The following is a 17,831-nucleotide window of genomic DNA, read 5'->3' as shown; positions in this document are numbered from 1 at the left end:
GTCGGACGCAGCCGTCCGGTACGCCGTCACGCACGCGTGTGACGGACGACAGCAGATCTGACGAGGAGGCCATTGCCGCGCACGGGTTGCGAACACCCCACCGGCAGTGGCCTTCTTCGCATGTGCACCACGTGAAAGAGGCGGGATCTCCCATGACCACCAAGGCCCACAAGAGCGACGACGGCAAGCTGCGCGGCCGGTTCATGCTGAAGCTGTCCGGAGAGGCGTTCTCCGGCGGCGGTGGCCTGGGCGTGGACCCCGACGTGGTGCACAAGGTCGCCCGTGAGATCGCCGCCGTCGTCCGCGACGGCGCCGAGATCGCGGTCGTCATCGGCGGCGGCAACTTCTTCCGCGGCGCCGAACTCCAGCAGCGCGGCATGGACCGCGCCCGCTCGGACTACATGGGCATGCTCGGCACCGTCATGAACTGCCTGGCCCTCCAGGACTTCCTGGAGAAGGAGGGCATCGACAGCCGCGTGCAGACCGCCATCACCATGGGCCAGGTCGCCGAGCCGTACATCCCGCTGCGTGCCGTGCGCCACCTGGAGAAGGGCCGTGTGGTCATCTTCGGCGCCGGTATGGGCATGCCGTACTTCTCCACCGACACCACCGCCGCGCAGCGCGCCCTGGAGATCGACGCCGAGGCGCTGCTGATGGGCAAGAACGGCGTGGACGGCGTCTACGACTCCGACCCGAAGACCAACCCGGCGGCCGTCAAGTTCGACGCCCTCGGCTACGGCGAGGTCATCACCCGCGACCTGAAGGTCGCCGACATGACCGCGATCACGCTGTGCCGTGACAACAAGCTCCCGATCCTGGTCTTCGAGCTCCTGACCGAGGGCAATATCGCTCGGGCCGTCAAGGGTGAGAAGATCGGCACGCTTGTGGGTGAGCAGGGCAGCCGGTCCTGACCGGAACAGTCCCGGTCCCGCACGACTACGCCTGACCGGGCGACGGACCCTGGTCGGGGGATGGACAATGTCCTGCCGGTCGGGAACCGTGCAGGAAGAAGACGCGACGCAGCCGGCCGCCGCCTCCGCAAGGAACCGCAGCCGGGCCTACTCAAGACACGCAGGAGCAAGTGGTGATCGAAGAGACCCTCCTCGAGGCCGAGGAGAAGATGGAGAAGGCCGTCGTGGTCGCCAAGGAGGACTTCGCCGCGATCCGCACCGGCCGTGCGCACCCGGCGATGTTCAACAAGATCGTTGCCGACTACTACGGCGCACCGACGCCGATCAACCAGCTGGCTTCGTTCTCCGTGCCGGAGCCGCGCATGGCGGTCGTGACCCCGTTCGACAAGACCGCGCTGCGCAACATCGAGCAGGCGATCCGCGACTCGGACCTCGGCGTCAACCCGAGCAACGACGGCAACATCATCCGAGTGGTGTTCCCCGAGCTGACCGAGGAGCGCCGCCGCGACTACATCAAGGTCGCCAAGGGCAAGGGCGAGGACGCCAAGGTGTCCATCCGCGCGGTCCGCCGCAAGGCCAAGGACGCGATCGACAAGCTGATCAAGGACGGCGAGGTCGGCGAGGACGAGGGCCGCCGTGCGGAGAAGGAACTCGACGACACCACCGCGAAGTACGTCGCCCAGGTGGACGAGCTCCTCAAGCACAAGGAATCAGAGCTGCTCGAGGTCTGATGAACGACTCTTCCTGGGGCTCACCGCCGCACGCCGGGTCGCGGACCGGGTACTGGGGGCCCGCCGACCAGGGGCCGGTCCAACGGGCCGCCCCGGCGGGTCCCGCGTACGATGCGCCTGAGGCGCAGCAGACTCGCCCCATGCCCATCGTCCCCGACGTACCCGCGCACGGCGGAAACCAGGATGACGACCGGGGGGCCGCTCGGCTGGGCGGCCCCCTGTTCCCAGCCGGGTCCTACGGCGACGCGTCCTACGGCGACCAGCCCTACGGCGACGCCGCCCGACGTCACGACACACCGTCGGCACAGCCCTCTGCGGCGGTGCCGCAGAATCCGGAGCCCATGCCCGACGCCCCTCTCCCGGCGCCCGCACCGCAGAAGAAGAGCGCGGGCCGAGACCTGGGCGCGGCCATAGGGGTCGGAGTCGGGCTCGGCGTGGTGATCGTCGCGTCGCTGTTCGTCGTCAAGGCCGTGTTCGTCGGCGTGGTGGCGGTCGCCGTGGTCGTCGGTCTGTGGGAGCTGACCAGCAGGCTTCAGGAGCGCAAGGGGATCAAGGCGCCGCTCGTGCCGCTGGCCGTCGGCGGCGCCGCGATGGTCGTCGCCGGATACGTCCGCGGGCCCGAGGGCGCGTGGGTCGCCATGGCCCTGACCGCGCTGGCGGTGCTCGTCTGGCGGATGACGGAACCGCCCGAGGGCTACCTCAAGGACGTCACGGCCGGAGTCTTCGCGGCCTTCTACGTCCCGTTCCTCGCCACCTTCGTCGCCCTGATGCTCACCGCCGACGACGGGGCGTTCCGCGTCATGACGTTCCTGGTCCTGACGGTCGTCAGCGACACGGGCGCGTACGCCGTCGGCTGGCGCTTCGGCAAGACCAAGCTCGCGCCGCGCATCAGCCCGGGCAAGACCCGCGAGGGCCTGTTCGGCGCGGTGTCCTTCGCGATGGTCGCCGGCGCGCTGTGCATGCAGTTCCTGATCGACGACGGCACCTGGTGGCAGGGTCTGCTGCTCGGCTTCGCCGTCGCCGCCAGCGCCACGCTCGGCGACCTCGGCGAATCCATGATCAAGCGCGACCTGGGCATCAAGGACATGGGCACGCTGCTCCCGGGCCACGGGGGCATCATGGACCGCCTCGACTCGCTCCTGCCCACGGCTCCCGTGGTCTGGCTGCTGCTCGTCCTGTTCGTCGGCTCCGGCTGATCCGACCCACGGCACACCACCGCGCCCGAAGGCTCGCACGGGCCCCGTCCTACCCCAAGGACGGGGCCTACGCACGTCACGGCCCGGGCCGTGACGTGCGTAGGCACTCCGACCGGCTCATTCGCCCCTCGCGCCCCGACGCCCGCACCGATCACCCACCGACATCGGACGCCCTCTATCGTCGTCGTTCACCGGCCGACGACCGGGTGCCGGGCACTACGAAGGGGGCGGCTATGACCGAGGACGGGGTGGGGTGCGGGTTCAATGTCGCGCCCATGGCGACGGGCGAGCGGGAGCGGGGCGCACTCGCTGTGCTGCGCACTGCTCGCGAGGCTGCTCGGCTTCTTGGCGATCCGGCGAAGAAGGACGCGCTGAACGACAAGGTGGACGAACTGTGGGTCTTGCTCGGCGGTCTGCTTGAGCCCGAGCTTCCGGTCCCCGTGCCTCTCGACGGAGATTCCCAGGCACAGCTGATCGCGGACGCCGGCGAACTGGCGGTCCTCCTTCGTGCCTACAACTGGGCCGACGCGGACCTTGCTCCGGCCCAGGCGGAGGCGGCCGTGAGTGCCACGAGCGCCGGCGAGAGGGCGGCGGCCGAGGGCTTCGACGCGTTGGGCAAACTCATTTTGCCGTCGGCCTCCGCCGAGGGCTGGGCCGCCGAAGTCATCACGAGAGCGGCAGAGGGTGACAAGCGGCGGGAGCACGCCGTCAAGTTCGTCAAGTACGCCTTGCACCCCACGCCGCTGCTCATCCTCGACGATCTGACGAAGATGGGCGGTGACGTGCTGCGCTCCCTCAACGTCGCGAAGCTGAATGCCTGCGTGGACGGCATCATCGCGGCCATGACGTGGGGTTTCCTCACCGCGCCGTGGCAGGGGGACGACATCGATCCCGGCACCGACCATCCGGCCGAGATGGCCCCGGTGCCGACCGGCGCCCAGCCGCGGCTGGACGACCTGCGGCCCTTGGAACAGGAGTGGATCCACGGGGGCGGGATCGTGCGGCACGACGGCGACATTGCCCCGGACGACGCTTTGACCGACCACGACGGTCTCTCGCTCCACTGAGCCTCGGTACGGCCAGGCGCCGTCCACCGCAGCCACGGCTCCTGGCCCAGGACACGAGATTCGATCCGCCAGTCGGTACCCGAGGGTGACCACCCCCACCCCGCTCCGGCCCGGGCCCCCGGCGATGATCTGCCACACTGGACGTGTTATGCCTGCACCCGGAGAACTTACTTTCGTCGCCCCCCGCGGAGCCAAGAAGCCGCCGCGGCATCTCGCCGACCTCTCGCCCGCCGAGCGGAAGGAGGTAGTGGCGGAGATCGGGGAGAAGCCGTTCCGTGCCAAGCAGCTGTCGCAGCACTACTTCGCGCGCTACGCGCACGACCCGGCGGAGTGGACCGACATCCCCGCCGGTGCCCGGGAGAAGCTGCGTGAGGCGCTGCTGCCGGATCTGATGTCGGTCGTCCGGCATCTGTCGACGGACCAGGGAACCACCCGCAAGACCCTGTGGCGGCTGTTCGACGGCACGCTCGTGGAGTCGGTGCTGATGCGGTACCCGGACCGGGTGACCATGTGCATCAGCTCGCAGGCCGGGTGCGGGATGAACTGCCCGTTCTGTGCCACCGGCCAGGCGGGCCTGGACCGGAACCTGTCGACCGCGGAGATCGTGCACCAGATCGTCGACGGGATGCGGGCTCTGCGGGACGGCGAGGTGCCGGGCGGCCCCGCCAGGCTCTCCAACATCGTCTTCATGGGGATGGGCGAGCCGCTCGCCAACTACAAGCGGGTCGTCGGCGCCATCCGGGCGCTCACCGACCCCGCGCCGGACGGCCTCGGTCTCTCGCAGCGCGGGATCACGGTGTCGACGGTCGGCCTGGTGCCCGCCATCCACCGGTTCTCCGACGAGGGCTTCAAGTGCCGGCTGGCGATCTCCCTGCACGCGCCGGACGACGAGCTGCGCGACACCCTGGTCCCCGTGAACACGCGGTGGAAGGTGCGCGAGGTGCTGGAGGCCGGGTTCGAGTACACCGAGCGCTCCGGACGGCGGCTGTCGATCGAGTACGCGCTGATCCGCGACATCAACGACCAGGCCTGGCGGGGCGACCGGCTCGGCCGGCTGCTGCGCGGCAAGCCGGTGCACGTCAACCTCATCCCGCTCAACCCGACGCCGGGTTCCAAGTGGACCGCCTCGCGGCCCGAGGACGAGAAGGCGTTCGTCGAGGCGATCGCCGCGCACGGGGTGCCGGTCACGGTCCGGGACACCCGCGGTCAGGAGATCGACGGGGCGTGCGGTCAGCTCGCGGCCACCGAGCGGTAGTCTGAGGACCGTACACATCTTCATATTCCGACAGGGGAGCGCCACAGCGCTGAGAGTGCGGCACCCAGGCCCGCAGACCCTCTGAACCTCGCCCAGGTCATTCTGGGTAGGAAGTTCGGTCATCACTCGAGCTGTTGCGCCCTGCCCGGCGTCCCGCGCGGACCCGGGCGGGGCCGCGTCTCTTCCTGGTCAACCCAGGAGGAAAACCAGTGCAGAACAAGACTTTCGTGGCCGTGGCCGTGGCCGTGGCGGTGGGGCTCGGCCTCGTCGCGCTGTCCGCGTGCGGTTCGACGGACGGGAAGGCGGCGGGCTCGGACGGCTCCGGGACCGTCACCCTCGTCAGTCACGACTCGTGGGCCGTGTCCAAGAGCGTGCTCGCCGCCTTCGAGAAGGAGTCCGGCTACAAGGTGAGGGTCCTCCAGGACGGCGACGCCGGGCAGGCCGTCAACAAGGCGATCCTCACCAAGGACAACCCGCAGGGCGACGTCTTCTTCGGCGTCGACAACACCCTGCTGTCCCGCGCCCTCGACAACGGGCTGTTCCAGCCGTACGAGGCCGCGGGGCTGGCGCGGGTCGGCGCCCCGTACCAGCTGGACGCGACGAAGCACCGGGTCACGCCCGTCGACTTCGGCGACATCTGCGTCAACTACGACAAGGCGTACTTCACCGAGCACAAGCTCGCGCCGCCCGCCTCCTTCGACGACCTGGTCAAGCCCGCCTACCGCAACCTGCTCGTCACCGAGAACGCCGCCACCTCCTCGCCCGGCCTCGGCTTCCTGCTCGGCACCGCCGCGAAGTACGGCGACGGGGGCTGGGAAGGGTACTGGAAGAAGCTCAAGGCCAACGGCGTGAAGGTCGTCGACGGCTGGGAGCAGGCCTACAACGAGGAGTTCTCCGGTTCCGCCGGCGGGAAGAAGGCCAAGGCCGACCGCCCGCTCGTCGTGTCGTACGCCTCCTCGCCGCCCGCCGAGGTGATCTACGCCGACCCGAAGCCGAGCACCGCGCCGACCGGCGTCGTATCCGGCACCTGCTTCCGGCAGGTCGAGTTCGCCGGGCTCCTGTCGAACGCCTCCGAGAGCAAAGGCGGCAAGGCGCTGATCGACTTCCTGATCAGCAAGCGGTTCCAGGAGGACATGCCGCTCAACATGTTCGTGTACCCCGTGGTGAAGGACGCGGCCGTCCCCGCCGAGTTCACCGCGTACGGGCCGGCGGCCGAGCACCCCGAGACGCTCGACCCGGCGAAGATCGCCGGCCACCGTGACGACTGGGTCAAGTCATGGACCTCGCTCGTACTGAAGTGAGCGAGGTGAGCGGGCGCGGGTCCCGTGCGGGGAGCGCGGCGCGGCTCGGACTCATGGCCGTGCCCGTCGCGTTCTTCGCGGTGTTCTTCGCCTACCCGGTCGCCGCGATCGTCGCCCGGGGACTGGGCGCCGACGGCGGATGGCGCTTCGGGGCGCTGCGGGACGTGCTCGCGCAGTCCGGCATCCGGCACGTGCTGTGGTTCACGACCTGGCAGGCGCTGGCCTCCACCGCGCTGACGCTGCTGGTCGCGCTGCCCGCCGCCTACGTCTTCGCGCGGCTGGAGTTCCCGGGACGGCAGGTGCTGCGCGCCGTCGTCACCGTGCCGTTCGTCCTGCCGACGGTCGTGGTCGGTACGGCGTTCCTGGCGCTCGTGGGGCGCGGGGGACTGCTGGACGACCTGTGGGGCGTACGGCTGGACACCACGGTGTGGGCGATCCTGCTGGCGCACGTCTTCTTCAACTACGCGGTCGTCGTGCGGACGGTGGGCGGGCTGTGGTCCCAGCTGGACCCCCGCCAGGAGGAGGCGGCGCGGATGCTCGGCGCGTCCCGGCTCACGGCCTGGCGCACGGTCACCCTGCCCGCGCTGGGACCCGCGGTCGCGGCCGCCGCGCTGATGATCTTCCTCTTCACCTTCACCTCCTTCGGGGTGGTGCAGATCCTCGGCGGCCCCACCTTCTCCACCCTGGAGGTGGAGATCTACCGGCAGACCTCCGAGATCTTCGACCTGTCCACGGCCGCCGTGCTCACGCTCGTCCAGTTCGCGGCCGTCGGCGCGATCCTCGGTGTGCACGCCTGGACCGTGCGGCGGCGGGAGAGCGCGCTGCGGTTGGTCGACGCCTCGACGACGGCCCGCCGGCCGCGCGGGGCGGGGCAGTGGGCGCTGCTGGCCGGGGTGCTCGCCACGATCGCCGTCCTGCTGGTACTGCCGCTCGCGGTGCTGGCGCAGCGCTCGTTCGACGCACCCGGCTTCGCCTACTACCGGGCGCTGACCAGTGACGACGGCAATGTCTTCCTGGTCCCGCCGATCGAGGCGATCGGCAACTCGCTGGAGTACGCCGTCGTCGCCACCGCGATCGCCGTGCTGGTCGGCGGGCTCGCCGCGGCCGCGCTCACCCGCCGGGACGCCGGACGGCTGGTCCGCGGCTTCGACGCGCTGCTGATGCTGCCGCTCGGCGTCTCCGCCGTGACCGTCGGCTTCGGCTTCCTGATCGCGCTCGATGAGCCTCCGCTGGACCTGCGCGGTACGTGGATCCTGGTGCCGCTCGCGCAGGCGCTGGTCGGTGTCCCCTTCGTCGTACGGACCATGCTGCCGGTGCTTCGGGCGGTGGACCACCGGTTGCGCGAGGCGGCGGCCGTGCTCGGCGCGTCGCCCTGGCGGGTGTGGCGGGAGGTCGACCTGCCGATGGTGCGGCGTGCGCTGCTCGTCGCGGCCGGGTTCGCCTTCGCGGTGTCGCTGGGGGAGTTCGGGGCGACGGTGTTCATCGCCCGTCCCGACAATCCGACGCTGCCGGTCGCCGTGGCGCGGCTGCTGGGGCGCGCGGGAGAGCTGAACTACGGCCAGGCGATGGCCCTTTCGACGATTCTGATGGTGGTGTGCGCGGTGGCCCTGCTGGTGCTGGAGCGGCTGCGCACCGACCGGGCGGGGGACTTCTGATGCTGCTGGAGCTGGAGCGGGCGACCGTGCGGTTCGGTGGACGGGCCGTGCTCGACGCCGTCGACCTCGCCGTCGCCGAGCACGAGGTGGTGTGTGTGCTCGGGCCGAGCGGCAGCGGCAAGTCGACGTTGCTGCGGGCGGTGGCCGGGCTCCAGCCGCTGGACGCGGGCCGGGTGCTGCTCGACGGGAAGGACCGCACGGGGGTGCCCGCACACCGGCGTGAGGTCGGTCTGATGTTCCAGGACCATCAGCTGTTCCCGCAGCGGGACGTGGGCGGCAACGTGGCTTTCGGGCTGCGGATGCGCGGTGTGCCGAAGGGCCGGCAGGGCGAGCGGGTGGCGGAACTCCTGGAGCTGGTCGGGCTGCCGGGCGCCGGTGACCGCGCGGTGGCCTCGCTGTCGGGCGGGGAGCAGCAGCGGGTGGCGCTGGCCCGGGCTCTCGCGCCGCAGCCCCGGCTGCTGATGCTCGACGAGCCGCTCGGGCAGCTCGACCGTTCGCTGCGCGAGCGGCTGGTCGTCGAACTGCGGGAGCTGTTCGGCCGGTTGGGGACGACCGTGCTCGCGGTCACGCACGACCAGGGCGAGGCGTTCGCGCTGGCCGACCGGGTCGTGGTGATGCGGGACGGGCGGATCGCCCAGTCCGGTACACCTCTGGAGGTGTGGCAGCGGCCGGCGGACGCGTTCGTGGCGCGGTTCCTGGGCTTCGACAACGTGGTGGAGGCGACCGTCACGGGGGCGGCCGCGGTCACGCCGTGGGGCAAGGTGCCGGTCCCGGACGGATCGGGTCAGGGGGCCCGCACGCTGCTGGTCCGGCCCGCGGGTGTGCGTCTGGTGGGCGCGGACGAGGGGCTGTGCTGCACCGTCACGGCCCGCACCTTCCGCGGTACCCATGTCGCCGTGCGTCTTCAGCCCGAGGGCGCGCCGGGGCTCGAGGCGGCGTGCGCGCTGCGGGACGCGCCGGAGGTCGGGGACGCGGTGGGTGTCGGCTTCGACGCGGACGAGACCGTCGTACTGGACTGACGGCCGGGTCCGGACGCGCGAACGGCCCGTCTCCGCGAGGGAGTCGGGCCGTTCACGTACGTCGGTGGTGCCGGGGGTGCGGGTCAGCGGTTGCCGGACCCGCGGCGGCGCATTCCGAAGAACACCGCGCCACCGCCGACGACGACCAGGGCGGCCGCGACGCCGACTATCAAGCCGGTGTTGGAGTTGGCGCCGGTCTCGGCGAGGTTGGACTCCTGGGCCGCGGCGGACGGGGCGTTGCTCGCCGAGGGCACGGGAGCCGCGCTGTCGTCGGACGTCTCGGAGGGAGAGGCGGACGGGGTGGCCGTCCCGGCCGGCGGAGTGGTCTTGGTCTCCGACGGCGACGCGGACGGGGTGGTGCTCGGGGTCGAGGTGTCGTCGGCCTTGCAGGCCTTGGACGGGGTGGTCACGTTCGGGCTGATGTCGGCGTCGACGAACGTCTTCTTGCCCTTGACGGCCAGGACGTGGACCCGGTACTCGGCGTTCGGCTCCCAGTCCTCGGCGAAGGTGACGGTGACGCCCTTCTTCGAGCCCACGACCGTCTGTTCGGTGCCGACCTGCCGGAGGTCGGCGCCGTTGTTCTCGAGGAAGACCGTGATGACGGCAGGGACGCCCGTGGGGTCCTTGTCGGTGACGGTGATGACGCCCTTGGCGCCGTCACAGGCGGCAGTGGCGGAGAACTCGCTGATGTCGCAGGCCAGCGCGGTGCCGGCGGCGCTGAGCGCGAGGGCGGCGGAAGCTGCGGTGACACCGAGCATGCGCACCGAACGGGCGGCGGTACGGCGGGAAAGGGACACGTTTGTCCTTTACGGGAAGCGCAACTGCGGGGGGTGGAGGGGGAGATGGCGCCCCCGGTGAGCCGAGTGCGTCACCATCCCCAGCAGACACACAGGTCTATAAGCGTTCCATAAGAAGTGTCAATGCGAGGACGCCTCTGAGCGGCCGCCTTTGCCGTCTTATTAACCACGGAGACGTTTCAACGCCTCCGGAGCCTCCTCGATCCGGTCAACCAGGGCGATACGGGACTCCATCGCCCGCTCCCGGGCGAGTGACTGCAAGAGCGGCCACGCGGGCAGCCGCCGGGTCCAGTGCTCCCGGTCCACGAGCACCATCGGCGTCGGCTCGCCCCGCGATCCGTAGTAGTTGGGCGTCGCGTTGTCGAAGATCTCCTGAACGGTCCCCGCGGCGCCCGGCAGGAACACCACGCCCGCGGTGCAGCGGGCCAACAGGCCGTCCTCGCGCGTGGCGTTGGAGAAGTACTTGGCGAGGTGCGCGGCGAACGCGTTCGGCGGCTCGTGGCCGTAGAACCAGGTGGGTATGCCGACCGAGGGGCCGCCGTCCGGCCAGCCGGCCCGCACCTCGAAGGCGGCCTTCGCCCAGTCGGTGACCGAGGGGGTGAACCCCGGCGCCTTGGCCAGGATGTCCAGGGCGCCGGCGAGCATGCCGTCGTCGAAGGGGGCGGCGTAGGCGCCGAGGTTCGCCGCCTCCATCGCGCCGGGGCCGCCCCCGGTCGCCACCGTGAGCCCCGTGCGGGCCAGTTCACGGCCGAGGCGGGCCGCGCCGGCGTACTCCTGCGTGCCGCGGGCCATCGCGTGACCGCCCATGACGCCCACCACGTCCTGTCCGGCGAGGAGTTCGTCCAGCGCGTCGCTGACGGCGTCGTCGTGCAGGGAGCGGAGCATCGAGCCGAAGATGTCGCCGTCGGCCTTGGTCCGCTGGAACCAGGCGTAGGTGCGGGCGTCCGGTGTCGCCTCGTAGCCCTCGTCCAGGGAGGCGAACAACTCCTCGGGGGAGTAGACGAATCCGCGGTAGGGGTCGAAGGACAGGCCCGGTACGGGCGGGAAGACCAGGGCGCCCGAGGCACGGGCCTTGGCGGCCGCCTCCGGTGTCATCGGGCAGCCGAGGAAGACGGCGGCCGAGGTGTCGAGGGCGAGGAGGACGTCCGTACGGTCCGTCAGGTCGACGGACTGGACGCGGAAGTGGGACAGCGTGCCGTGGTCGCGGGTCACCTCGTCGAACTCGGCGAGGGACTCGATCTCACGATCGTGGGAGCCGTCGAACGGCTGGGCGGGTGTCGTCGGATGCACCCGCCCATGCTAGGCAGTGTCTGCCGGCGGGCCGGTCAGCCCTGGACGGCCGACGGGTCCATCCACACGACCTCCCAGGTGTGGCCGTCGAGGTCGTCGAAGGAACGGCCGTACATGAAGCCCATGTCCTGCGTCTCGCCGCTCGGGGAACCGCCCAGCGCGAGCGCCCGGTCGACCAGCTCGTCGACCTTCTCGCGGCTGGGGGCGCTCAGGGCGATCAGGACCTCACTGGTCTTCGAGGCGTCCGCGATCTCCTTCTTGGTGAACGTCGAGTAGAACGGCTTGGTGAGCAGCATCGCCACGATCGTGTCGCTGATCACCACGGAGGCCGCGTTGTCGTCGCTGAACTGCGGGTTGATCGTGTAGCCGAGCTCCGTGAAGAACTTCTTCGAGGCGTCGAGGTCGTTCACGGGCAGGTTCACGAAGATCATCTGCTGGTAGGCCGGGGTGGTCATCTGGTCGCTCCCTGGGGGTTCTTGCCGCTGGGCGGTGCTTTCGGTGGGGTAGACCGGCGGCTCCCGGCGAACTCATCGGCCGGCGGGGATCTTTTTTCGTTCAGCGCATCAGGGGGAGGGCCGCCAGTTCGGCGACGATCAGGGTGAGCGGGACGAAGAGGGCCAGCAGCGCGCCCGTGCGCAGGGCGGCCGCGCTGCGCAGCGTCTTGGCGGGGGCGCCGAGGCGGAGCAGGGCGGCGGTGGTGTCGGCGCGGACCTGCCGCGCCTCCACGGCCGCCGTCAGCAACGTGGCGACGGTGCAGCCCACCACGACCAGCGCGCCGAGGGTGGTCAGCGGCCCGAAGGACGGGTCGTCGGGGTCGTACAGTGCGGCCATCGTGTAGGCGCCGGAGGCCACCGCGCAGACCACGCCCAGCGGCCGGCCGATGCGCGACGCCTCCTGCATCAGCCCGCGGCCCGCGAGGAGGCGCAGGGCGCCGGGGCGGGCCGTCTGCAACAGACGGCCGCAGAGGTGGGTGAGGCCGGGACCGGCCAGGGCGAGGCCCACGGCGGTCAGGGTCCAGCCGAGGAGCACCGCGGCGGGTCCGGTGGGCAGGCCGCCGGGCAGCGGAAGGGTGGTGGGGTGCGCGGTGCGGTTGGCGTACGCCTCCACGGCCAGACCGGCGGCGAGCAGGGCGATGCCCCAGGGCAGGGCGGTGGGGTGCGGCGGCCCCGTCCGCGGCGCCGGCCCCCCGGTGGTGTCGCCGAGCGGGGACGCGGGGGCCGGGACCGGGTGCACCGTCAGCGACAGCAGCGGGGAGCCGTCCGCCGCCCGCGCGCCGCCGTCGGCCGGCGCCGGTCCGGGGGCGATCGACACGGCGCCGGTGTCCGGCGCCGACGGGGCACCGCCCGGTGCCCGGTCGGTCACCTCCTCGCCGGGACGGCCGTCCGCGGCGGACGCGGGGGCGGGCCGGCCGTCCGCCGTCCGGGCGGGAGCGGCCGGGACCGCGGCGTCGTCGCCGGCCGCGGGGGACCGGCGGGTGCCGCTCGTGGCCGCCCCGTCCGGATCGCCGTCCGCCGCCGGACGGGACGGGCGGGTGCTCGGCCACCTCGCCCCGAACCGGCCGTACTCCCCGAATCCGGCGCTCGGCGCCGTCCTCCCGTACGCCCCGAACCGGCCGAACATCCGCGGGGCCGCCTGGGCCGCGACCCGGGCGTCGCGCGGGCGGAGCATCAGGGCCACCGCGAGGGACGAGGTCACCGGGACCAGGGCCAGGAGGGTCAGGGAAGCGGGCAGCGGGAGGGGCCGGCCCGCCGCGAGGAAGTCGCCGGCCGCTCCGTCGAACGGCATGCCCCTGAGGTCGCCGCGCAGATGGAGGAAGACCAGCAGCGCCAGCATGGAGCCGAGCAGGGTCGACAGGGCCGTCGTCATCGCCGAGACGGCCATCAGACGGGCCGGGCCGAGGCCGATCGCCGCGAGTCCCGGCCGCGGCCGGGTCCCGGGGTCGGTGCGGGCCACCGCCAGCGCGAAGTAGACCGTCGAGGCCAGCGGAACCGCGCACCAGGCGAGCCGGAGCACGGACGCGGCCGGGGTGTCGGGGTGGGTGAGGGCGTGACCGAGGGTGCACAGGAGGAGGAAGCCGGTGCCCGCCGAGGCCGTGGCCACCAGGAGGCGGCGCAGCTGTACGGCGGGGCGGGCGCTGCGCGTCAGACGGAGAGCGAGCACGCGGCCCCCCGGCCTTCCGGTTCCGTGACCGGCGGCAGATGGACCGTCCTCACCCGGCGGCCGTCCAGCAGTGGCACGGTGCGGTCGGCGAGAGCCGCGGTCTCCGGGTCATGGGTGGCCAGTACCACGGTGATGCCGTGGGAACGGGCCGCGGTGGTCAGGGTGCGCAGGACGTGGGCCCGGTCCGCGCGGTGCAGGGGAGCCGTCGGCTCGTCGGCGAAGAGGACCGAGGGCGCGGGGGCCAGCGCGCGGCCGATGCACACCCGCTGGCGCTCGGCCTGGGTGAGTTCGTGCGGACGGCTGCGCGCCCTCTCGCCGATGTCCAGGCGCTCCAGCCACTCCAGCGCGGCGGCCTTGGCCCGGCGGCGGCCGGTGCCGCGCAGCATCAGGGGCAGGGCCGCGTTCTCCCAGACGTTGAGTTCCGGGACGAGGACGGGTTCCGGGTCGATCCAGCCGAAGCGGTCGCGGCGCAGCCGTTCACGGGCCATCGGGCCCATCGTGTGCACGGGCACGCTGTTGAACCAGACCTCGCCGCGCTGGGCGCGCACCAGACCGGACAGACAGCGCAGCAGGGTCGTCTTGCCGCTGCCGCGCGGCCCGCTGACGGCGAGGATCTCGCCCTCCCGCACGCCCAGCGAGACACCGCCGAGCGCCGGTGAGCCGTCGCGGTGCGTGAAATGCAGGGAGCGTGCCCACAGCACGTCGTCGTCCGGCGGGGCCTCCATGGGCGTACACCTCGGTTCAGATCCGTAGTTCCCGTGCCGATCCCCCGTGCGGGGGAACGAAGGCAGGGGCCGATCGGTCACTCGCACGCTAGGCAGCCGGAACGGGAAGCCCGGACAGCACACGGCCCCGGGGCGCCGTTTCTCACTCGAACGGTCGACACCGGGGCCGGTGTTGATCAGCTGATCAGGCTGACGGTCACAGCTTCGTCCACGCCTCCGTGAGCGTGGCGCGCAGGATCTGCTCGATCTCGTCGAACGTCTCCTGGTTGGAGATCAGCGGCGGCGCGAGCTGCACGACCGGGTCGCCGCGGTCGTCGGCACGGCAGTACAGGCCGTTGTCGAAGAGGGCCTTGGACAGGAAGCCGTACAGGACGCGCTCGGTCTCCTCGTCGTTGAACGACTCCTTGGTCGCCTTGTCCTTGACCAGCTCGATGCCGTAGAAGAAGCCGTTGCCGCGGACGTCGCCGACGATCGGGAGGTCGTGCAGCTTCTGGAGCGTCTTGAGGAACGCGCCCTCGTTGTCCAGCACGTGCTGGTTGAGGCCCTCGCGCTCGAACAGGTCGAGGTTGGCGACGCCCACCGCGGCCGACACCGGGTGGCCGCCGAAGGTGTAGCCGTGCAGGAAGGTGTTGTCACCCTTGTAGAACGGCTCGGCGATCCGGTCGGAGATGATGCACGCGCCGATCGGGGAGTAGCCCGAGGTCATGCCCTTGGCGCAGGTGATCATGTCCGGGACGTAGCCGAACTTGTCACAGGCGAACATCGTGCCCAGGCGGCCGAAGGCGCAGATGACCTCGTCCGACACGAGCAGCACGTCGTACTGGTCGCAGATCTCGCGCACCCGCTGGAAGTAGCCGGGCGGGGGCGGGAAGCAGCCGCCCGCGTTCTGGACCGGCTCGAGGAAGACCGCGGCGACCGTCTCCGGGCCCTCGAACAGGATCTGCTGCTCGATCTGGTCGGCGGCCCAGCGGCCGAAGGCCTCGGGGTCGTCGCCGTAGATCGGGGCGCGGTAGATGTTGGTGTTCGGCACCTTGTGCGCGCCCGGGACGAGCGGCTCGAAGGGGGCCTTGAGGGCGGGCAGACCGGTGATCGACAGGGCGCCCTGCGGGGTGCCGTGGTAGGCGACCGCGCGGGAGATGACCTTGTACTTGGTCGGCTTGCCCTGGAGCTTGAAGTACTGCTTGGCGAGCTTCCACGCGGTCTCGACGGCCTCGCCGCCGCCGGTGGTGAAGAAGACCTTGTTCAGGTCGCCCGGCGCGTAGTCGGCGAGGCGCTCCGCCAGCTCCACGGCCTTGGGGTGGGCGTAGGACCACACGGGGAAGAACGCGAGCTCCTGCGCCTGCTTGAAGGCGGTCTCGGCCAGCTCGGTGCGGCCGTGACCGGCCTGGACCACGAACAGACCCGCGAGGCCGTCGAGGTAGCGCCGGCCCTTGTCGTCGTAGATGTAGGTGCCCTCGCCCCGGACGATGGTCGGGACCGGGGAGTTCTCGTACGAGGACATGCGGGTGAAGTGCATCCACAGGTGGTCGTACGCGGTGCGGCTGAGGTCCTTGGTGCTCACGGTTATCGGGTCCTCACGGTTATCGGGTTCCCCACATGTAGGTCTGCTTCTTCAGCTTCAGGTAGACGAAGCTCTCGGTCGAACGCACGCCCGGCAGGGCACGGATGCGCTTGTTGATGACGTCCAGCAGGTGGTCGTCGTCCTCGCAGACGATCTCGGCGAGGATGTCGAACGAGCCCGCGGTCATCACCACGTACTCGACTTCCGACATGTCGGTCAGCGCTTCCGCGATGGATTCGACGTCACCCTCGACATTGATCCCGACCATCGCCTGCCGGCGGAAACCCACGGTGAGCGGGTCCGTGACGGCGACGATCTGCATCACGCCCTGGTCGAGCAGCTTCTGGACGCGCTGGCGCACGGCCGCCTCGGAGAGGCCGACGGCCTTGCCGATCGCGGCGTAGGGCCGGCGGCCGTCCTCCTGGAGCTGCTGGATGATGGCGAGGCTGACGGCATCCAGGTGAGGGGTGCTGCCGTTCCTGGACTCGCGGGAGTCCCTGTGCTCTGCGCTTCGACTGGCCACGGCCTCACTGTGCACGACGTCTCGACAGTTCCGCAAGGCCGCAGCGATGAAATTCGTTGTTTACGTATGTGAGATCTACGGAATCCGCAGCCTTGGCGGGATCGGGGGTGTTGAAAACGTCGGGGCAACGATTAGTGTGGGTGTCTCAGTCAATGGACACCGAACTTGGAGGGCCGGCAGTGAGCACCGAGCTGCGTCGTCTGCGCAATCACATCGACGGTGAGTTCCGGGACGCCGCCGACGGACGGACCACCGAGGTGGTCAACCCCGCGACGGGCGAGGCGTACGCGACCGCCCCGCTGTCCGGCCAGGCCGACGTCGACGCCGCCATGGCGGCCGCTGCCAAGGCGTTCCCCGGCTGGCGGGACACGACCCCCGCCGAGCGCCAGAAGGCCCTGCTGAAGATCGCGGACGCGTTCGAGGAGCGGGCCGAGGAGCTCATCGCGGCCGAGGTGGAGAACACGGGCAAGCCCATCGGGCTGACCCGCTCCGAGGAGATCCCGCCGATGGTCGACCAGATCCGCTTCTTCGCGGGCGCGGCGCGGATGCTCGAAGGCCGCTCGGCCGGCGAGTACATGGACGGCATGACCTCGATCGTGCGCCGTGAGCCGGTCGGCGTCTGCGCGCAGGTCGCGCCGTGGAACTACCCGATGATGATGGCCGTGTGGAAGTTCGCCCCGGCGATCGCCGCCGGCAACACGGTGGTGCTCAAGCCGTCCGACACCACGCCTGCCTCCACGGTCCTGATCGCCGAGATCATCGGCTCGATCCTGCCCAAGGGCGTCTTCAACGTCGTCACCGGCGACCGTGACACCGGCCGCCTGATGGTGGAGCACCCGACCCCGGCGATGGCGTCCATCACCGGCTCCGTGCGCGCGGGCATGTCCGTCGCCGAGTCCGCCTCCAAGGACCTCAAGCGGGTCCACCTGGAGCTGGGCGGCAAGGCGCCGGTCGTCGTGTTCGAGGACACCGACATCGCCAAGGCCGTCGAGGACATCTCCGTGGCGGGCTTCTTCAACGCCGGCCAGGACTGCACGGCGGCCACCCGTGTCCTCGTCCAGGAGGGCATCCACGACGAGTTCGTCGCCGCGCTCGCGAAGGCCGCGGCGGAGACCAAGACCGGGCAGCCGGACGACGAGGACGTGCTCTTCGGCCCGCTGAACAACCCCAACCAGCTCCAGCAGGTCACCGGCTTCATCGAGCGCCTGCCCGCGCACGCCAAGGTCGAGGCGGGCGGTCAGCGGGTCGGCGACAAGGGCTACTTCTACGCCGCGACCGTCGTGTCCGGGCTGAAGCAGGACGACGAGATCATCCAGAACGAGGTGTTCGGACCGGTCATCACCGTCCAGTCGTTCACCGACGAGGACCAGGCCGTGGAGTGGGCCAACGGCGTCGAGTACGCCCTCGCCTCCTCGGTGTGGACCAAGGACCACGGCCGCGCGATGCGGATGTCCAAGAAGCTGGACTTCGGGTGCGTGTGGATCAACACCCACATCCCGCTCGTCGCCGAGATGCCGCACGGCGGGTTCAAGAAGTCCGGCTATGGCAAGGACCTTTCGGGGTACGGGTTCGACGACTACACGCGGATCAAGCATGTGATGACTTCGTTGGACGCGTAGCGCTCCGCTGGGTGGGCGGGT

Annotated in this window: 16 protein-coding genes; 9 read left to right on the top strand and 7 right to left on the bottom strand. The window is 71.0% G+C overall.

The window, feature by feature from the left end; all coding sequences use genetic code 11:
• Positions 1 to 152 precede the first annotated feature (152 nt).
• The 8 genes from pyrH (at position 153) to Saso_RS33275 (ending at position 9,135) form a co-directional block, all read left to right on the top strand.
• Positions 153 to 911 carry a UMP kinase gene (gene pyrH / locus Saso_RS33310; RefSeq protein WP_189926586.1) on the top strand — a complete coding sequence of 253 codons (759 nt, stop codon included), beginning with the start codon at positions 153 to 155 and terminating at the stop codon, positions 909 to 911.
• Between the two features lie 173 nt (positions 912 to 1,084).
• Positions 1,085 to 1,642: a ribosome recycling factor gene (frr, locus tag Saso_RS33305; protein ID WP_057580535.1), complete on the top strand. Its 558-nt coding sequence runs from the start codon at positions 1,085 to 1,087 to the stop codon at positions 1,640 to 1,642.
• Positions 1,642 to 2,838, top strand: a complete 1,197-nt coding sequence (locus Saso_RS33300; RefSeq protein WP_189926584.1) for a phosphatidate cytidylyltransferase — start codon at positions 1,642 to 1,644, stop codon at positions 2,836 to 2,838. Before frr ends, Saso_RS33300 begins: the two co-directional genes overlap by 1 nt.
• A gap of 233 nt (positions 2,839 to 3,071) precedes the next feature.
• A complete protein-coding gene (locus Saso_RS33295) occupies positions 3,072 to 3,905 on the top strand; it encodes a hypothetical protein (RefSeq protein ID WP_189926582.1) in 834 nt (277 codons plus the stop codon).
• A 148-nt stretch (positions 3,906 to 4,053) separates the two neighbouring features.
• Positions 4,054 to 5,160, top strand: a complete 1,107-nt coding sequence (gene rlmN / locus Saso_RS33290; protein WP_189926580.1) for a dual-specificity RNA methyltransferase RlmN — start codon at positions 4,054 to 4,056, stop codon at positions 5,158 to 5,160.
• Positions 5,161 to 5,369: 209 nt separating this feature from the next.
• On the top strand, positions 5,370 to 6,461 hold the full coding sequence (locus tag Saso_RS33285; RefSeq protein WP_229901476.1) for a thiamine ABC transporter substrate-binding protein: 1,092 nt from the start codon (positions 5,370 to 5,372) through the stop codon (positions 6,459 to 6,461).
• Positions 6,437 to 8,116 carry an ABC transporter permease gene (locus Saso_RS33280; protein ID WP_189926576.1) on the top strand — a complete coding sequence of 560 codons (1,680 nt, stop codon included), beginning with the start codon at positions 6,437 to 6,439 and terminating at the stop codon, positions 8,114 to 8,116. The genes Saso_RS33285 and Saso_RS33280 overlap by 25 nt, the downstream gene beginning before the upstream one ends.
• Entirely contained in the window at positions 8,116 to 9,135 is a 1,020-nt protein-coding gene (locus Saso_RS33275) for an ABC transporter ATP-binding protein (RefSeq protein WP_189926574.1), read from the top strand. The genes Saso_RS33280 and Saso_RS33275 overlap by 1 nt, the downstream gene beginning before the upstream one ends.
• An 83-nt stretch (positions 9,136 to 9,218) precedes the next feature.
• Here Saso_RS33275 and Saso_RS33270 read toward each other — a convergent pair whose 3' ends face one another.
• The 7 genes from Saso_RS33270 to Saso_RS33240 form a co-directional block, all read right to left on the bottom strand.
• Positions 9,219 to 9,932 (bottom strand): LAETG motif-containing sortase-dependent surface protein, encoded by a 714-nt coding sequence (locus Saso_RS33270; protein ID WP_189926571.1) that lies wholly within the window; start codon positions 9,930 to 9,932, stop codon positions 9,219 to 9,221.
• A gap of 162 nt (positions 9,933 to 10,094) precedes the next feature.
• Positions 10,095 to 11,222, bottom strand: coding sequence for an LOG family protein (locus Saso_RS33265; RefSeq protein ID WP_189926569.1), 1,128 nt, complete (start codon positions 11,220 to 11,222; stop codon positions 10,095 to 10,097).
• 35 nt (positions 11,223 to 11,257) lie between these two features.
• Complete coding sequence (locus Saso_RS33260; RefSeq protein ID WP_189926568.1) at positions 11,258 to 11,677, bottom strand: VOC family protein; 420 nt, start codon at positions 11,675 to 11,677, stop codon at positions 11,258 to 11,260.
• A gap of 100 nt (positions 11,678 to 11,777) precedes the next feature.
• Positions 11,778 to 13,382, bottom strand: a complete 1,605-nt coding sequence (locus Saso_RS33255) for a hypothetical protein (RefSeq protein WP_189926566.1) — start codon at positions 13,380 to 13,382, stop codon at positions 11,778 to 11,780.
• Positions 13,364 to 14,107, bottom strand: a complete 744-nt coding sequence (locus tag Saso_RS33250) for an ABC transporter ATP-binding protein (protein ID WP_189926565.1) — start codon at positions 14,105 to 14,107, stop codon at positions 13,364 to 13,366. Before Saso_RS33250 ends, Saso_RS33255 begins: the two co-directional genes overlap by 19 nt.
• Positions 14,108 to 14,303: 196 nt before the next feature.
• Positions 14,304 to 15,668 (bottom strand): aspartate aminotransferase family protein, encoded by a 1,365-nt coding sequence (locus Saso_RS33245; protein ID WP_189926564.1) that lies wholly within the window; start codon positions 15,666 to 15,668, stop codon positions 14,304 to 14,306.
• A gap of 19 nt (positions 15,669 to 15,687) precedes the next feature.
• Complete coding sequence (locus tag Saso_RS33240) at positions 15,688 to 16,206, bottom strand: Lrp/AsnC family transcriptional regulator (RefSeq protein ID WP_189926563.1); 519 nt, start codon at positions 16,204 to 16,206, stop codon at positions 15,688 to 15,690.
• A 164-nt stretch (positions 16,207 to 16,370) separates the two neighbouring features.
• Here Saso_RS33240 and Saso_RS33235 point away from each other — a divergent pair, with 164 nt between their 5' ends.
• Positions 16,371 to 17,810, top strand: a complete 1,440-nt coding sequence (locus Saso_RS33235) for a gamma-aminobutyraldehyde dehydrogenase (RefSeq protein ID WP_189926562.1) — start codon at positions 16,371 to 16,373, stop codon at positions 17,808 to 17,810.
• The last annotated feature ends 21 nt before the right edge of the window (positions 17,811 to 17,831 follow it).

Source organism: Streptomyces asoensis (assembly GCF_016860545.1).
In the GTDB taxonomy this organism is placed as follows: domain Bacteria; phylum Actinomycetota; class Actinomycetes; order Streptomycetales; family Streptomycetaceae; genus Streptomyces; species Streptomyces asoensis.
The sequence above is the reverse complement of the archived record's forward strand: the minus strand, read 5'-3'. Positions and strand labels throughout refer to the sequence as shown.